The sequence below is a fragment of the Citrobacter sp. wls827 genome (genome assembly GCF_005280875.1).
GTDB classification, from domain to species: domain Bacteria; phylum Pseudomonadota; class Gammaproteobacteria; order Enterobacterales; family Enterobacteriaceae; genus Citrobacter; species Citrobacter youngae.
Genome location: NZ_SZWR01000017.1, coordinates 299,656 through 315,640 on the forward strand (window position 1 = coordinate 299,656; position 15,985 = coordinate 315,640).

15 protein-coding genes are annotated in these 15,985 nt (G+C 51.1%); 3 read left to right on the forward strand and 12 right to left on the reverse strand.

Features of this window, described 5'->3' with window-relative positions; genetic code table 11:
* Positions 1 to 25: 25 nt before the first annotated feature.
* Positions 26 to 763: an orotidine-5'-phosphate decarboxylase gene (gene pyrF, locus FDX03_RS11960; RefSeq protein ID WP_061068003.1), complete on the forward strand. Its 738-nt coding sequence runs from the start codon at positions 26 to 28 to the stop codon at positions 761 to 763.
* The gene (gene yciH, locus FDX03_RS11965; protein WP_048211503.1) at positions 764 to 1,090 is read left to right on the forward strand and encodes a stress response translation initiation inhibitor YciH; all 327 of its coding nucleotides are present in this window, start codon (positions 764 to 766) and stop codon (positions 1,088 to 1,090) included.
* 91 nt (positions 1,091 to 1,181) lie between these two features.
* Here yciH and osmB read toward each other — a convergent pair whose 3' ends face one another.
* The 7 genes from osmB to fabI all read right to left on the reverse strand — a co-directional run bounded on the left by osmB (position 1,182) and on the right by fabI (position 9,320).
* The gene (osmB, locus tag FDX03_RS11970; RefSeq protein ID WP_003020583.1) at positions 1,182 to 1,400 is read right to left on the reverse strand and encodes an osmotically-inducible lipoprotein OsmB; all 219 of its coding nucleotides are present in this window, start codon (positions 1,398 to 1,400) and stop codon (positions 1,182 to 1,184) included.
* Between the two features lie 266 nt (positions 1,401 to 1,666).
* The gene (locus FDX03_RS11975; protein ID WP_048211504.1) at positions 1,667 to 2,419 is read right to left on the reverse strand and encodes a DNA-binding transcriptional regulator YciT; all 753 of its coding nucleotides are present in this window, start codon (positions 2,417 to 2,419) and stop codon (positions 1,667 to 1,669) included.
* Between the two features lie 96 nt (positions 2,420 to 2,515).
* Positions 2,516 to 2,698 carry a hypothetical protein gene (locus FDX03_RS11980; protein ID WP_048211505.1) on the reverse strand — a complete coding sequence of 61 codons (183 nt, stop codon included), beginning with the start codon at positions 2,696 to 2,698 and terminating at the stop codon, positions 2,516 to 2,518.
* Positions 2,699 to 2,892: 194 nt separating this feature from the next.
* Positions 2,893 to 4,884, reverse strand: a complete 1,992-nt coding sequence (gene pdeR, locus FDX03_RS11990; RefSeq protein ID WP_115601980.1) for a cyclic di-GMP phosphodiesterase — start codon at positions 4,882 to 4,884, stop codon at positions 2,893 to 2,895.
* A 261-nt stretch (positions 4,885 to 5,145) separates the two neighbouring features.
* Positions 5,146 to 7,080 carry an exoribonuclease II gene (locus FDX03_RS11995; protein WP_119922088.1) on the reverse strand — a complete coding sequence of 645 codons (1,935 nt, stop codon included), beginning with the start codon at positions 7,078 to 7,080 and terminating at the stop codon, positions 5,146 to 5,148.
* Positions 7,081 to 7,169: 89 nt separating this feature from the next.
* Positions 7,170 to 8,315: a carboxymuconolactone decarboxylase family protein gene (locus FDX03_RS12000; protein WP_115643341.1), complete on the reverse strand. Its 1,146-nt coding sequence runs from the start codon at positions 8,313 to 8,315 to the stop codon at positions 7,170 to 7,172.
* 216 nt (positions 8,316 to 8,531) lie between these two features.
* The gene (gene fabI, locus FDX03_RS12005) at positions 8,532 to 9,320 is read right to left on the reverse strand and encodes an enoyl-ACP reductase FabI (RefSeq protein ID WP_005126472.1); all 789 of its coding nucleotides are present in this window, start codon (positions 9,318 to 9,320) and stop codon (positions 8,532 to 8,534) included.
* A gap of 511 nt (positions 9,321 to 9,831) precedes the next feature.
* Here fabI and FDX03_RS12010 point away from each other — a divergent pair.
* Positions 9,832 to 10,521, forward strand: coding sequence for an EAL domain-containing protein (locus FDX03_RS12010; protein ID WP_048212578.1), 690 nt, complete (start codon positions 9,832 to 9,834; stop codon positions 10,519 to 10,521).
* A 44-nt stretch (positions 10,522 to 10,565) separates the two neighbouring features.
* Here the strand turns inward: FDX03_RS12010 and sapF are convergent, their stop codons facing one another.
* The 5 genes from sapF to sapA are packed head-to-tail and all read right to left on the reverse strand — an operon-like array spanning position 10,566 to position 15,848.
* Positions 10,566 to 11,372 carry a peptide ABC transporter ATP-binding protein SapF gene (gene sapF / locus FDX03_RS12015; protein ID WP_048211509.1) on the reverse strand — a complete coding sequence of 269 codons (807 nt, stop codon included), beginning with the start codon at positions 11,370 to 11,372 and terminating at the stop codon, positions 10,566 to 10,568.
* A gap of 1 nt (position 11,373) precedes the next feature.
* Complete coding sequence (sapD, locus tag FDX03_RS12020; RefSeq protein ID WP_003020556.1) at positions 11,374 to 12,366, reverse strand: peptide ABC transporter ATP-binding protein SapD; 993 nt, start codon at positions 12,364 to 12,366, stop codon at positions 11,374 to 11,376.
* Positions 12,366 to 13,256 carry a peptide ABC transporter permease SapC gene (gene sapC / locus FDX03_RS12025; protein WP_005126480.1) on the reverse strand — a complete coding sequence of 297 codons (891 nt, stop codon included), beginning with the start codon at positions 13,254 to 13,256 and terminating at the stop codon, positions 12,366 to 12,368. The genes sapD and sapC overlap by 1 nt, the downstream gene beginning before the upstream one ends.
* Positions 13,243 to 14,208, reverse strand: a complete 966-nt coding sequence (gene sapB / locus FDX03_RS12030) for a peptide ABC transporter permease SapB (RefSeq protein WP_005126482.1) — start codon at positions 14,206 to 14,208, stop codon at positions 13,243 to 13,245. Before sapB ends, sapC begins: the two co-directional genes overlap by 14 nt.
* Positions 14,205 to 15,848 (reverse strand): ABC transporter substrate-binding protein SapA, encoded by a 1,644-nt coding sequence (gene sapA, locus FDX03_RS12035; RefSeq protein ID WP_048211510.1) that lies wholly within the window; start codon positions 15,846 to 15,848, stop codon positions 14,205 to 14,207. Before sapA ends, sapB begins: the two co-directional genes overlap by 4 nt.
* Positions 15,849 to 15,985 lie beyond the last annotated feature (137 nt).

Below are 15,985 nucleotides of genomic sequence, written 5' to 3' on the forward strand. Positions count from 1 at the left end.
CGCCCATCATCAAGAAGGTCTGGTCATGACGTTTACTGCTTCATCTTCTTCCCGCGCAGCTACTGATTCTCCCGTCGTTGTCGCGTTGGATTACTCAAATCGTGATAAGGCATTAGCGTTTGTCGACAGAATTGATCCCCGTGATTGTCGTTTGAAAGTGGGCAAAGAGATGTTCACGCTTTTTGGACCTCAATTGGTACGGGATCTGCAACAACGTGGCTTCGACATCTTTTTGGATTTGAAATTTCATGATATTCCCAACACCACGGCGCATGCCGTCGCGGCAGCTGCTGACCTTGGCGTCTGGATGGTAAACGTGCATGCTTCTGGTGGGGCACGAATGATGACCGCTGCCCGCGAGGCATTACTGCCTTTTGGTAAAGATGCGCCACTGTTAATTGCAGTGACGGTCCTGACCAGTATGGAAGCCACCGACCTTGCCGATCTTGGTGTGACGTTGTCACCTGCGGAGCATGCTGAAAAGTTGGCGCGTTTGACGCAAAATTGTGGGTTGGACGGGGTAGTATGCTCGGCGCATGAAGCGTTGAGGTTCAAGCAGGCGTTTGGACAGACATTCAAGCTGGTGACGCCAGGCATTCGTCCTGAAGGTAGTGAGGCGGGTGACCAGCGCCGTATTATGACGCCACAGCAGGCGCTGGCCGCTGGTGTGGATTACATGGTGATTGGTCGTCCAGTCACGCAGTCGGAAGATCCGGCGCAAACGCTGAAGATGATCAACGCCTCTCTGAATCGAGGTGCATAAATGAGCGACTCAAACTCTCGACTGGTTTATTCAACTGAGTCCGGACGAATTGATGAACCCAGAGTGGTAGCAGAGCGTCCGAAGGGCGATGGTATTGTTCGCATCCAGCGCCAGACCAGCGGTCGTAAAGGTAAGGGCGTTTGCCTGATTACCGGTATTGATCAAGATGACGCTGCACTGGTTAAATTGGCCGCAGAGCTGAAAAAAAAATGTGGTTGTGGTGGGGCAGTGAAGGACGGCGTAATTGAAATTCAGGGTGATAAACGCGACCTGATAAAATCGCTGCTGGAAGCCAAAGGAATGAAAGTTAAGCTGGCCGGCGGCTAATAAAAAAGCCACGGAGAGCATCCGTGGCTTCTCTAATAATACAAACCTGAAAAAGTAAACGTATTATTATATCGAGCCGTTCAACCGTAAATTATTTACCCACCTGGTGGCCGATAATACCACCTACTGCAGCACCACCCAGCGTACCCAGCGTGCTGCCGTCAGTCAGGACTGCACCGCCTATCGCACCTGCACCAGCACCTATCGCAGTGTTACGGTCACGTTTGGACCAGTTAGAGCAGGCACTCAAAGACATTGCTAGTGTAATCGCCAGAATGGCAGCGGTCATTTTTTTGCTCGTTACTAACATAATACTTTCTCCTGAATTATTGAATCACGGAATCCAGTTCACTTTAATGATAGCGCCAAAATAGGACGACTAAAGATATTTCCGCGAAACCGTTTAGCGCAGGACGTTACAATCAAATCCTGAGGTGACTGTTCGCTCCTGTTATATCGCTAACATTAATTCTACGACTTTATCCTGTTAACGACAGGTAAAAAGTCTTAATTGGACTGTCGGATAAGTCTCAGAGAGAAGATGATCTGCCCGCGGACAAATCATCTGCTGAAGTATTATGCGTGAGCATCAATGATATTGACGGTTAAACCCGAGTGTTCAAGTTGCATTTGCACGCTGGCGCTGAGTCTGGAGTCCGTGACTACGCGACTGAATCTGTCTAACGGGCCCAGCGTGTATGGATGAATGGCCTCAAATTTAGAGCTATCGGTGAGTACAATCACCTCAGCACCTTTTTCCAGAACCGCATTAACCACATCAGAGCGCATCATATCACGCCCGGTGAAGCCGGTGTCAGCCTGCCAGCCGTCAATACCGATAAAGGCTTTACTGAAATGTACCTGCTGAATAAACTGGCGAGTCAGCGGTCCGACCATGCTCTCGCTTTTTTTCTGATAGATCCCACCGAGGAGAATGACTTCACACGGTGTTTCTTTGAGCAGGTGCGCGATGTAGCTACTGACCGTGATGATGGTGACATCTTTTTGTTCTGCCAACGTTCTGGCCAGCAGCGCATTGCTGCTGCCATTTTCAATAAAGACGGATTCACCAGGATTAACCAGTGACGCCGCAAATTCGGCCAGTTCACGTTTAAGGGTGAAATTGGTCATCATGCGCGTTTCGACATCATCACTGTTCAGTGACACCGCAAAACCGTGCGCACGGCGCAAGTAGCTCTGTTTTTCCAGTGTGTTCAGATCCTGTCGAATCGTCACTTCGGAGACACCGGTGATTTTAGCCAGGTCGGCCACGCTCATCTGACCTTTATCGATCACCATCTGCAAAATAGATTGTTGTCGGGAATTCATAGTATTAATTTTTATAGCGATATCGTATCGGAAATTAAACGGTAGCTGCGTTATCTGAAATCTGATGGCTACAGCGACATAACGTGAGTGAAGTCATCAGATTTCCCACGGGGCCTTCGGTTTTTTTGACACAGACGCGGTATCTTCTTTGACCGTATCTAACAGTTCAGCCTTGAGAATTTCGAGATTGTGGATCGCTGAGTGGTAATCGCCTGCAACGAGAATATCCAGCACAGTATCAATGCGCTCGGCCAGACGTTGTGCGTCGGTATCAGACATGGTCATCATCCTAATGTCAAAAAGGTTTGAATTTCATGATGCAGAAATTCATGCCAAAAGAGAAGGGAAAAATAGTATTAACATGAATGATTGGAGAATATTATATATTCCGTGATTACATACAGATATGGTCATCACGTAGTGTCCATTTATGGCTATTTTTCACGTTTATCCCTTGCACTTTTCTTGTTGCGTTATCGCAATTTTTTATTCAGATGACGTTTATACCAACGTTCAAATGCAGCGGCTGGCATTGGCTTGGCGAACAAAAAACCCTGACGTTCATTGACGCCATTTTTGGTCAAAAAAGCATCCTCTTTCGTACTTTCAACGCCTTCAGCTATCACCTGTAGGTTAAGCGCCTGCGCCACTGCGACAATAGCGCGCACCAGCGACTGTGAAATGGGTTGTTTATGAATATCCCTGACGAACGCCTGGTCCAGCTTAATGGCATCAAGTGGGAAGCGGGCCAGTTGAGACAACGATGAATAACCCGTCCCAAAATCATCTAAATGGATCTGTGCCCCAAGCTGGCTAAATTGCTGAATAACGGACAGTGCCAGGTGTTCGTTTTCAATTAAACTGCTCTCGGTCAATTCGACATCGATAGGGCAATATTCAAAATTGAGATCGTGAAGCACCTGTTTCAGGTCGGTAAACAGCGTCTGATCGGCAAGCTGGCGAGCAGAAACGTTCACGGCCACTCGCAGATTAATCCCTTTATCGCGCCACTTTGCGACCTGACGAACAACGTCGAGAATAACCCAGCGCCCCAGCGGCACAATCAAGCCTGATTCTTCAGCGTAGGAGATAAACTCCAGCGGAGGAATGAGACCACGTTCAGGGGACTGCCAGCGCACCAGCGCCTCCAGACTACGTACTTCACCACGCCATGTTATTTTCGGCTGGTAATGAATCAACAGTTGATCGTTTTCCAGCGCCTTACGCAAGTTGGTATCCAGCCAAAGATACTCAAAGACTCGCTGGTTCATTTCCGGAGAGAAAACGCAGAATTGTCCCCGTCCGCCTTCCTTTGCGGTATACATGGCGGTATCGGCATTGCGAATAACGCTCTCGCAGTCGTGTCCATGCTGTGGTGCAAGGGAAATTCCAATCGAACAACCGGTATAAACCTCAATCAGGCCAATTCGGAAGGGCTGGCGCAAACGGGTCAAAATACGTGATGCCGTGGCTTCCAGCGCCACTTGATATGTTTGAGTCGCGAGGACAATAAACTCATCGCCACCAAAACGGGCCAGTAACTGGTTATCATCAAGACAGCTGAGAATTGCCAGTGACACGCTTTGCAACAGTTGATCGCCGAACATATGTCCGTAGGCATCGTTTACTTTTTTGAAATTATCCAGGTCGAGGTACACAATACCAACCTGGGTATCTCCTGCATTCTCAATGGCTTCAGTGATCAGTTCATGAATCGCATTCCGATTAGGTAATCCGGTAATGGAGTCGGTATTTGCCAGAACTCTCAGGCGTTCCTGAGCACGCCGTTCTTCGGTGATATCGGTACCTGAGCAGATTAGAAATATTTCGTTCTTACCGCTGCCGTTGTGCACAAATTTATTGCGAAACAGAAACAGTCGCTGACCTTTACAGGTCTTCACCCAACGTTCGACTTCATATGAGTTACCTTCGCGAAAGAAAACATCGATGTTGCGTCTGGAGGCTGCGGCTTCGCGTCGACTCATAAACAGCGTGAAGACACTTTGACCAATCACTTCGCGTTCTTTGAGTCCGGTATATTCTTCACACAGGCGATTGAAACGCTGAATGTTCCCCATGCGGTCAAGGATGACAATAACGGAGTTGGCTTCAGAGACCACCTGTTCGGCAAAAGAAAGTCCTTGTGCCAAATCGCGGGCGACCGGAGGGGTATCATCCCAGGCGGATGCACTTCCGGCCCATTCGCGTTTATTTATTTTCCGCCCGACCAGGTGAACAGGGATATCGTCATCTTCAATCGACAGTGTTATTAACAGGCTTGACGTGATGACCGTCATCTCCCGGATGCGGTCGGCTTGCTCAGGTGATAATTCGATGTTTTGGTTCGTTTCTGCCGCTTCGTCAATAGAGAAATGCAGGATGTCGCAATCCTCTGACAAACGCCAGTAGGGGTTATGGGTGCCCACATAGCTATACAACGTAGCCAGCTCCCGAACGTCTTTCATGATGTGTACTATCCCGTTTAAAGCGCATAGAGCCTCAAAAGTAAGGGTAGCCATAATTCAAAGGGTGATGATGGCTGAACATATTGTTTTATTTATATATTTATGTGTAATCCAGATTCAGGAAAAAGCAAAGCTGGCGAACGGAAAATAGTAAAAAATAAATCTGACTGGATGGAAGAAGTGTAGTGCGTGGCAGGCAATTGGTCGGGAAAAAAGAAAACGACCTTTCACAAAAGAGAAAGGTCGTTGAGTTAATGCGTATTATACGGCAGGGCGCGCGATGACGCTGCGGGTTTCCATCCGCACTTCGGCGATGGTGACGTCAATGACATCAGTAACTTTGTAAACCACCTCACCTTTGATCTGGACCGTACCACTTTCCTGGCTACACACCAGTTCATCACGAACCGCGTGCAGGAAGGGGGCCGGAATAAAGGCTACCGCGCCGTTATCAATTAAACGTACACGCATACCACCACGGCTGACATCAATAATCTCGGCCGCAAAGCGGGTGTCGGTGCCGGCTTTGTCATTCAGAAAACGTGCATACAGCCAGTCACCCACATCACGTTCGGCCATGCGGTTCAGGCGGCGACGTTCAGCCATCTGCAAAGTCGTATCATCCTGCGGGCGGGAAATTGTCTCACCTTTGATGATGGCCTTAAGCAAGCGATGGTTGATCATGTCGCCATATTTACGGATAGGCGAGGTCCAGGTGGCATAAGCTTCCAGGCCCAGACCAAAATGCGGACCCGGCTCGGTGCTAATCTCAGCGTAAGACTGGAATCGGCGGATGCGGCTGTCGAGGAAACCGGAAGGCTGCGCATCCAGTTCACGACGCAGTTTACAGAAGCCTTCCAGCGTCAGGACCTCTTCAGCATCAACGTGCATACCATGGGTTTTCAGTAGGGCAGCCAGTGCTTCTGCGTTAGCCGGATCGAATCCCATATGCACGTTATAAATACCAAAGCCCAGCTTGTCGCGCAGTACGCGGGCAGCACAAATGTTCGCCGCAATCATGGACTCTTCCACAATGCGGTTCGCGATGCGGCGCGGTTCCGCCACGATATCCAGTACTTCGCCTTTTTCACCGAGAACAAAACGGTAATCCGGGCGGTCTTTGAATACCAGAGCGTGATTATGGCGCCATTCGCCACGACTGAGACAGATACGGTGCAGCAGATGGATCTGCTGTGCAATTGCGTCATTCTCCGGCTGCCAGTCACCCGTGCCTTCAAGCCAGTCAGAGACGTTGTCGTAGGCCAGCTTCGCTTTCGATTCAATCGTTGCTGCGAAGAAGGTGATATTGTCTTCGATCGTGCCGTCAGCAGTGATGCTCATGCGGCAGGCCAGAACCGGGCGAATTTCGTTAGCACGCAGAGAACACAGATCGTCCGAAAGCTCGCGCGGCAACATTGGGATGTTGAACCCCGGCAGGTAGTTGGTAAATGCACGAATTTTTGCAATGTTATCCAGCTTACTGCCTTCAGCAATCCAGGCGGTAGGATCGGCAATCGCGACGGTTAACTGCAATTTACCGTCCGTTTGTTCTTCGGCGTAAAGCGCGTCATCCATGTCCTGCGTACTGGCGCTGTCGATGGTGACGAAGTTCAGTGCGGTTAAGTCCTCGCGCACCAGACCCTCATCCAGCATCTCAGTGGCGATGCCATCGGGTGCTTCTTTTTCCAGATTATGGCGAGCCAGTGTGACCCACCACGGAACGAAGTGATCGTCAGCGAAGGTAATAAATTGGGTTAACTCGGCGTAGAAGGTGCGGTCGCCTTTTAACGGGTGGCGACGCATTTCTGCAACAGCCCAGTCACCTTCTTTAAATTCATGTTCAACGCCACGCGCGGCGCGGCAGGGAATCGCATCTTTCAGGAGCGGATGATCCGGCACAATGGACAGGCGGTCATTCTTACCCTGAACTTTGCCCACGAAGCGCGTCAGGAACGGCTCGATCAGTTCTTCCGGTTCGGCAGATTCGCGATCTTTTTCCGTATGGATAACCGCCACAATGCGGTCGCCATGCATCACTTTTTTCATCTGCGGCGGTGGAATGAAATAGCTTTTTTGTGCATCGACTTCCAGGAAGCCAAAGCCTTTTTCCGTGGCTTTTACCACCCCTTCAGCACGTGGCGTCTGGGAATGTAGTTGCTGTTTAAGCTGCGCTAGCAGCGGGTTGTCCTGAAGCATAATTGTCTATTTTCGTGGCTGAAAGAGCGGCTGACAGTTTTACGCGAATCTGCCAGTCGCAGCAAGCGCTCTTTCAGCAAGTGGATCGGTTAATACGTCTCGCCCAACGCGATCTTCAAACGATTTAACCATCCGCACAATCCGCTCCAGGCCAGTACGTTAATTGCCTGTTCTGAAGATATACCCTGGTCGAGTAACGGAGTAAGCAGTGCGGCGCTAAAGCGATCGGGCGCCCGGGTTAGCCATTGTACCGCCTGCAGGGTGACGCGCTCAACCGGATGTCGTTGCTCCCAACGCTGTATTTGGCGCTCATCCTGGCGAAGTACGGTAATAATCTCAGTGAACTCAGTGGCTGAGAGGGCGTACTCATTGAAGCAGGACACGCTACCGTTAATCCGCGATGTGAACAGCGTGGCCAGAGAAAATGTCCGTGATTGCACATCGCTGTGTAATGTGCTGGTAAAAAGCGCTTCAAATAACGCCAGTTCTTCAGGTGAGTGTTGCAGTAATGGCCTCAGCGCTTGCAACACAATGGGAGTATGGCTGGCATGTGCTTCTGCGCTGGCAAGATGTTTTTCAATTGGCAGGTCGGCGGTGTGCCACTGTGCTTCTTCTGCACTAAAGGGGGATGCCTCGGCAAATTGCTGAATATCAAGGCCTGGAATGCGTCGCACAGGATGGCCAAACCAGGCCTGAAACAACGCAACGACGCGGGCCTGAAAGCCGACAAAGCCAACGATTTGATTCATCAGAACACTGTCGCTGGTCGTGAGGCCAACCGCCTCCAGATGCTGGCGATCGCGTGAGCCGATGACGTCCGGAGAGCTGGCTAGCTGGCGAGCATATTGGGTGATTTGCGCTAGTCGGTGGTTGCTTTCCCTGGATGAATTAGGGCCAGGAAGGGGGGTCAGACGTGCAGCATAATGATTACATAAACGCTGTACGCCACAAACCTGTGCGACGGTTAAAGCGGTACTCATACGTTCATAGGCGCTGAACGTGTGCATTGAATCCAGAGAAACATGCACTGGGAAGAGAAGTTGAGCAAGTTTACGGGCAGGTTCTAACCAGGACTGAAAGGGTAAAAGCGCAACGGCAGGTATTGTCAGATCCAGCAAAAATCGGTCCTCTACGTGTGCGGCTTCGGGCACCAACGGTAGAACATCTTGCGGATATGTACTGGACTGTGTCTCATGATACCAGTGGCTTTTGCCTTCAATTCGGCGTTGTTCCATGGGCGTTCCTTGGTCTAAAAAGTGGCGACCCGGATACGTCGTCATACCTGTACGCCGGATCGTTTGCGCTGCGATATCCTGACGTAAGCGAATGAGGTGATGAAAGATTGTTAAGTGATAATAAATATCAGAAAAGCATATATAGCCACGAGCGAAGGAGAAGGGAGAGGAAAATAATGGGCGACGGACCGTCGCCCATAGAGGAAGTCTGAAAGATTATTTCAGTTCCAGTTCGTTCATTGCGGCGATGCTGAAGCCGCCGTCAACGTGAACGACTTCACCGGAGATACCGGCGGACAGGTCTGAGCACAGGAATGCCGCAGAGTTGCCCACATCTTCAATGGTAACGGTACGACGAATCGGCGTAACCGCTTCGCAATGTGCCAGCATTTTACGGAAATCTTTGATACCGGAAGCCGCCAGAGTACGGATTGGGCCGGCGGAGATTGCGTTCACACGCACGCCTTCAGGACCCATCGCGTTAGCCATATAACGAACGTTGGCTTCCAGAGAGGCTTTCGCCAGACCCATTACGTTATAGTTCGGGATCGCGCGCTCTGCACCCAGGTAGGACAGCGTCAGCAGTGCAGAACCAGGGTTCAGCATTGAACGGCATGCTTTTGCCATTGCAACAAAGCTGTATGCGCTGATGTCATGAGCAATTTTAAAGCCTTCGCGGGTGACCGCATTCACGTAGTCGCCATCCAGCTGGTCAGCAGGTGCGAAACCGATGGAATGTACGAAACCGTCGAATTTCGGCCAGACTTTGCCCAGTTCAGCGAACATGGTGTCGATGCTGGCGTCTTCAGCCACATCACACTGCAGTACGATGTTGGAACCCAGCTGAGCGGCAAATTCTTCCACGCGGCCTTTCAGTTTGTCGTTCTGGTAGGTGAACGCCAGTTCAGCGCCTTCGCGGTGCATCGCCTGTGCGATACCATAGGCGATGGACAGTTTACTGGCAAGACCGGTCACCAGAATGCGCTTACCGGAAAGAAAACCCATAGCTTTAATCCTTATAGTCATTACTTATTTTTTTAGCAATCAATGAGTTATGATTGCAATTTCAAGGTCACTCGAAATTGGTGTGAAATTATATCCCACTCTTTGCCCCTTGTGTCACGATCTTTCTCTGCTATTCACCAGACGGTGAGCAGCAGTAATCGGCATTTCAGAGGGCAGGGAATCGTTGTCAGCACCTGGTGGCCTGTCACTATTCATTGCACGTGAGGAGTATATCACTCCCCCCTGGTTCTGCCTCATCCAACCAGAGAAGAGCAGGGGTATAAGGTGAAAATACAAGGCGTCAGAGGGTTAAAATGGTATGATCTGACCTCTAGTCGATGTTTTAACACATATCAATGTAAGAACATTCTTAAAACAAAAAATATGACCATATTCATTTAGTTATGATATATTGTTTTTATCGATCAATATCGATTCATTGATCGATATTATTGATTGATTATGATTAAAAGTGCATTATCAGGACGTTATGATCAATTGGAGTGGTCTTATGCACTATCATTTCATCGCGGAACCGATGAGAGACACAACAGATAAGTTGCTGGGTGTTGAGATGCTCGCCCGCTTCACCTCTGAGACGGTTCATCCGTTACACGCAGATTCCATCATTTCGGCATGGAGTAGCGAACAAAAACGTAATTTCATGCTTGAGCAAATTCGGTTAATTGCAGAAAAGCGTAATTGGTTCGAGAACAATAATCTGCTCTGTACGCTAAGCCTTATTGATGAAATGGCGCTATTAGCAATTGGTGATCCCGTCATTAAGTCGGCCTTGCATTCCATGCCCTTTATTGCGCTGGAACTCTCAGAACGCTTTCTGTCGAATACAGTTTGCCTGAACAACCTGCTGATTAATTCGCTGAGTGATGGCCCAAATGCCTTGTGGCTGGGCGATCTCGGATCTGGCAGTATTGGCGCGAGTCCGCTGGTGTGCGGCCGTTTTGACGTTGTGAAAATGGATCGCGACTTTTTCCTGTCACAGGTAGAAAAAACAATTTTCCCGGTGTTGATTAAAAATATCAGGGGATATTGCGAGCGCGTTGTGGTTGAGGGGATAGATACGACCCATCTTATCGAGGAAGTCTGCACCGCCGGCGTTTGGGCGATGCAGGGTGAAATTTTCCCGTCAGTCACGTTCTCTGAGGTTGACGCGCTACTCTTGCCCCGGTTTTGTCACTGATGACAGAGCGGATAGCCCTCCCGTCCTGGCGGGCTATTATCTGATTAACGGTCTTTCCGCCAGGCATCGGCGGTAAGCGCCTCGCCAAAATGCCCTGCAATAAGACGACGAGTCAGCTCATGTAGCGGAGAGGCCAGCACGTCCGCCGTACTGCCGCGCTCGACAACTTCGCCCTGATGCATGACTAACACCTGGTCGCTGATGTGTTTCATCATCCCAATATGTTGGGTCACATAGATATACGAAATCCCTTGTTTTTCCTGTAATTCCAGCATCAGGTTGATGAGCTGTGATCGCATCGACATATCCAGAGAAGCCAGCGCTTCGTCGGCGATAATAACTTTTGGCCGCAAAATCAGCGCACGGGCAAGGCCCAGACGCTGTTTTTGCCCTGGGGCCAGCATATGCGGATAGTAGCTAACATGATCGGGTAGCAGACCTACCATACGCATAGTTTCCACAATCTGTTTGCGGCGCTGTTCAGGCTCCAGATCGGTATTCAGGCGTAACGGAAAATCGAGGATCTGTGAGATACGCTGCCGTGGGTTTAGCGACGTTGACGGATCCTGGAAAATCATGCGAATACGCTGACTACGAAATGAATAATCGCCATATTTTAGCGGATGATCGTCAATCAGCAGCTCGCCGCTGGTCGGCTCAACCATCCCAGCCAGCATTTTCGCCAGCGTGGACTTGCCTGAGCCGTTCTCGCCAATAATAGCGAGCGTTTGACGTTCACGCAGCGTAAAGCTCAGCGGTTTAACGGCTTCGACGGTCTGGCGGCGAAATAATCCCGTCCGGTAGCGGAAGGTTTTGCTCAGATTACGCACTTCGAGCAGGGTTTCTACCATCTCACTCTCTCTCCATATTCAGCGGGAAATGACAGGCGTAGAGATGATTCTTTGCTCCGGTCAGTCTTGGGGTTTCAATGCATTCGCGCTGTGCATAAGGGCAACGCGGCCCCAGACGACAGCCGATGGGCAACTGTTCTAACAACGGAATTGCTCCAGGCATGGTATTCAGGCGGCTTTTATGCGGCATTGCGCTACCAAAATCAGGAATGGCGCGAATCAGCGCTTGCGTATAAGGGTGATGGGGTATCGTCACCAAATCTTTACTGGGCGCGGTTTCCACCGTTTGTCCGCAGTACATTACGTTGATTTTGTCTGCCCATTGGCTGAGCATTTGCAGGTCATGGCTGATCAACAAAATGGTGGTATTGCTGTTTTGATTCAGTCGAGTCAGCAGACGAAAAATTTGCGCCTGGGTTGTGGGTTCCATCGCATTGGTGGGTTCATCTGCAATCAGCAGGCGAGGTTGGTTTGCCAGTGCGATGGCGATCATGACCTTCTGGCACTCGCCGTCAGTCAGCTCATAAGGGAAACTGCGCATGGCATCTTTATGATCTTTTATCCCGACGCGGTGCAGGAGCTCAATCGCGCGGCGTTTGCGCCAGCCGATACGTTGCCACCAGCGCCCCTTGTAAGTCCAGGCGGGAATGTTTTGCATCAGTTGGCGTCCAATACGTTCAGACGGATCCAGACAAGACTGCGGCTCCTGAAAGATCATGGACACGTTATGGCCGACCAGCTTACGTCGCTCGCGGGCGGAAAGGCGCAACAGGTCGATATCATCAAAACGCATGCGGTCCGCGGTAACGCGCCAGTTATCTTTGGCGACGCCGCAGATGGCCTTAGCGATCAAACTTTTACCTGAACCCGATTCACCGACCAGTCCACGGATCTCACCTTCGTTTAGCGTCATGCTGACGCGGTCCACTGCTTTCACCCAGTCGTCACCGGTCCTGAACTCGATAGTCAGGTTGCGGATATCCAGTAATGGCATTATTCCACCCCCGCAATAATTGCGCGGCGTACGCCGTCACCTAACAGATTTACCAGCAGCACACTTATCATAATTGCCGCTCCGGGCAGCATGACGGTCCACGGCGCAACATAGATCAACTCCAGCGCATCGCCGAGCATGGCGCCCCATTCTGGGGAGGGCAGCTGTGCGCCGAGATCAAGGAAGCCCAGGGCGGCGATATCCAGAATCGCCATTGACAGTGCTCGGGTGATTTCAGTGATAAGACCGGCAGTGATATTCGGCAGAATCGCAAACCACAGGATATTGAGCGTGCTCGCGCCATCCAGACGAGCAGCAATGACATACTCTTTTTCCAGCTCGTCATGCACCATGCTGTAGACGGAGCGCACCATACGCGGCAGTAAAGCCAGCCAGACGGCGAACATCGCATGCGTCAGATGTGGCCCGGCAAAAGCCACCACAATAATGGCCAGCAGTAGCGATGGAATTGACAGCAGGGTATCCAGAATGTGGTTCAGCACCGCTGAGCGTAGTCCGTGCGTTGCCCCGGCAACCACGCCCAGCAACAGACCGCAGAGTGTGGCGGCGAGGGTAACGACAAACGCACCGCCAACGGTCGGGGCCGCGCCGCTGAGCAGACGGCTTAATACGTCGCGGCCCAGATCGTCGGTTCCGAGGAAGAATGACACTTCGCCATAACGTGACCAGGACGGTGGCAACAGTTGGTAGCCAAGAAATTGCTGATCGATGCCGTAAGGGGCAAACCAGCCACCAAACACACACAGAATGACCAGTCCCGCACAACCGTACAGACCCACCATCGCAGAAGCATCGCCATAAAAATTACGCCATGCGGTGCGTAGCGTTCCGGGTGGGCGCTTCTCGCTATATACGCTATCGTAAGGCATACCATTCCTTATGTTTCAGCGGGTTAGCCATAGCACCCAAAATATCAGAGATGACGTTAACGATAATAACCAGTGAGCCAATCACCATCACACCTGCCGAAATAGCGGCGTAGTCTTGCTGGCGAATCGCGTTAATCAACCAACGTCCCAGTCCTGGCCAGCTAAAGACCATCTCGGTGATCATCGCCAGCGTCAGCATGGTGGAAAACTGTAATCCAAGACGAGGAATGACCGGCGGAAGTGCGTTGTGCAATACGTGGCGACGCAGAATGGTGAAGCGTGACAAACCGCGCGTGGCTGCCGCTTTGACATAGTTCTGATCGAAGACCTCAATGGTGCTGATACGCATCAGGCGAATGACCTCCGTGGTGGGCGCGACGGAAAGCGTCAATACCGGAAGCACCATATGACGGATTGCGCTAACCAACATTTCGTCGCGCCAGGGGGAGTCAGAGATCCACGCATCAATAATGGCGAAACCGGTCACCGGTTTTACTTCGTAAAGTAGATCGAAACGTCCCGAAACGGGTAACCAGCCGAGAGTTAGTGAGAAGAGGAGCGTCAGCAGCAGCGCCAGCCAAAAAACGGGAATGGAAAACCCCATCAGAGCCAATGCGCTGATGCAGCGATCCTGCCATTTATTACGTGTGATGCCGGCCAGCATGCCGATGGGGATCCCGACCATCAGCGCAAACCCAAAGGCAAGAATACACAGCTCCATCGTGGCTGGGAAAACCTCTTTCAGCTGTTCTGAGATTAACTGACCGTTAATACTGGAAACGCCAAAATCCCAGTGGATCAGACCGTTGAACCAGAATATCCAGGCGTTCCACAGCGATGCGCCTTGTAACGGCGCATGGGGGGTGAAGTAGCTCAGGCTGAACCCAATGAATGTCAGGAAGAACAGGGTGACCAGCAGCAATAAGAAGCGGCGCAGGGTGAAGATAATCATGGTTTTTTCACCTCATCAGTCTTTTCCCTGGAAACCCCGGCAAAGGAAGCATTCCCGAACGGACTTAGCACCAGACCTTTGATGTCATAGCGGTAAGCCTGTAGACGCAATGATGAGGCCAACGGCAGGATCGGCAACTCTTGCGCCAGGATATTTTGTGCTTCGTCATAGGCGTCAATACGCGAGGAGAGCTGCTGCGAAGACAGCGCTTTGCGTAAAATGCTGTCGAACTGCGGATTGCACCAGTGTGCGAAGTTAGTCTGTGAGTTGATGGCGGCGCAACTGAGCAACGGTCGGAAAAAACTGTCAGGATCGTTACTGTCCGTCGCCCAACCGGACAACGTCAGATCATGGTTCATATCCATTAATCGCGCCTCCTGAAAACGACCTTCAACCGGGATGATCTTCACTTTCACACCCACCTGCGCCATATCTGCCTGGATCAGTTCCGCTGTTTTCAGCGGACTCGGATTCCAGGCCTGAGAGCTGGTCGGGACCCACAGTTGCAACGTCAGGTTCTCAAGTCCCAGTGCTTTTAGCTGCTGACGGGATTTAGCCGGGTTGTATTCAGTAATCTTAGCTTCATTGTCATAAGCCCACGAAGCGCGGGGCAAAATAGATGCTGCAGTTTCTGCCGTACCGTAGTAGATAGACTGCATCAGACGCTGGTTGTTAATGGCCAGTGCCAGCGCATGCCGCACTGCGGGGTTATCCAGCGGCGGTTTATTGGTGTTGAATGCCAGATAGGCAATGTTCATTCCAGGACGCAGCGTCAGGCGCAGGCGTGGGTCATCACGTAATATGGTGAGCTGACTGGCCGCGGGCCAGGCCAGAACGTCGCACTCCCCGGTCAGGAGCTTTGATAACCGTCCGGTGCCGCCTGAACCGAGATCCACAACGACCTGTGGCATCAGGGGCGTGCCGCGCCAGAATTTTTCGTGACGTTGTAGACGAATATATTGCCCCGCGCGGTTTTCTGAAAGCAGGAACGGTCCGGTACCGACGGGCTGCCTGTCGAGTAATTCCTGGCGATCCTGTTTGGCCAGTTGTGTGGCATATTCAGCCGACATTACAGAGGCATAGTGTGTCGCCAGATGCCACAGGAAGGAGGCATCTGGCTGAGTCAGACGAAATTCAACCGTGTTGTTATCCAGCTTGCGCACGCTTTGCACGTTATCAGCGAATTGCAGGCTATCGAAGTAGGGAAAGCTGCTGCCATTGACGTTGTGCCACGGATGGTGACGGTCAAATATGCGCTCAAAGGTAAATACCACATCATCTGCATTTAGCTTACGGGTAGGCTTAAACCAGGCCGTCTTTTGAAACGAAACGTCGCGGCGCAAGTGGAAACGGTAGGTTGCGCCGTTGTCCAGCACTTCCCAGCTCTCAGCCAGTTCTGGCACCAGTCGGTAGGTGTACGGATCCACATCAAGTAGCCGGTCATAGAGTTGGGCTGCCAGAGTGTCGACAATCAGGCCGCTGCTCGCTTTCTGTGGGTTGAATGTATTGACTTGCCCGCTGACGCAATAGACAAAGCCGCTGTCACGAATATCAGCGTGCGTGGTCTGCAGAGGCGCGGCAACAGCCTGACCACTCAGAAGTCCAGCCATTACGATCAGAGTTGATAAAACCAGGCGCATAATTTTAAGGGACTATGAATAAAGAAGCTATCTTACTAATATTTAATGACATTCGCCATTACCGTTTGAGTTTGGGGGCAACCATACAGTTAGTTGCAAATTCTACGTCGCGGCCTGGTCAATATTCATACCAGCGC

Bases quoted from the DNA above. Each gene is read 5' to 3' on its own strand.
- sapD (WP_003020556.1), bottom strand. From the start codon at position 12,366: ATGCCATTACTGGATATCCGCAACCTGACTATCGAGTTCAGGACCGGT.
- fabI (WP_005126472.1), bottom strand. From the start codon at position 9,320: ATGGGTTTTCTTTCCGGTAAGCGCATTCTGGTGACCGGTCTTGCCAGT.
- sapA (WP_048211510.1), bottom strand. From the start codon at position 15,848: ATGCGCCTGGTTTTATCAACTCTGATCGTAATGGCTGGACTTCTGAGT.
- yciH (WP_048211503.1), top strand. From the start codon at position 764: ATGAGCGACTCAAACTCTCGACTGGTTTATTCAACTGAGTCCGGACGA.
- sapC (WP_005126480.1), bottom strand. From the start codon at position 13,256: ATGCCTTACGATAGCGTATATAGCGAGAAGCGCCCACCCGGAACGCTA.
- pdeR (WP_115601980.1), bottom strand. From the start codon at position 4,884: ATGAAAGACGTTCGGGAGCTGGCTACGTTGTATAGCTATGTGGGCACC.
- FDX03_RS12010 (WP_048212578.1), top strand. From the start codon at position 9,832: ATGCACTATCATTTCATCGCGGAACCGATGAGAGACACAACAGATAAG.
- FDX03_RS11980 (WP_048211505.1), bottom strand. From the start codon at position 2,698: ATGTCTGATACCGACGCACAACGTCTGGCCGAGCGCATTGATACTGTG.
- FDX03_RS12000 (WP_115643341.1), bottom strand. From the start codon at position 8,315: ATGGAACAACGCCGAATTGAAGGCAAAAGCCACTGGTATCATGAGACA.
- osmB (WP_003020583.1), bottom strand. From the start codon at position 1,400: ATGTTAGTAACGAGCAAAAAAATGACCGCTGCCATTCTGGCGATTACA.
- sapB (WP_005126482.1), bottom strand. From the start codon at position 14,208: ATGATTATCTTCACCCTGCGCCGCTTCTTATTGCTGCTGGTCACCCTG.
- FDX03_RS11975 (WP_048211504.1), bottom strand. From the start codon at position 2,419: ATGAATTCCCGACAACAATCTATTTTGCAGATGGTGATCGATAAAGGT.
- FDX03_RS11995 (WP_119922088.1), bottom strand. From the start codon at position 7,080: ATGCTTCAGGACAACCCGCTGCTAGCGCAGCTTAAACAGCAACTACAT.
- sapF (WP_048211509.1), bottom strand. From the start codon at position 11,372: ATGGTAGAAACCCTGCTCGAAGTGCGTAATCTGAGCAAAACCTTCCGC.
- pyrF (WP_061068003.1), top strand. From the start codon at position 26: ATGACGTTTACTGCTTCATCTTCTTCCCGCGCAGCTACTGATTCTCCC.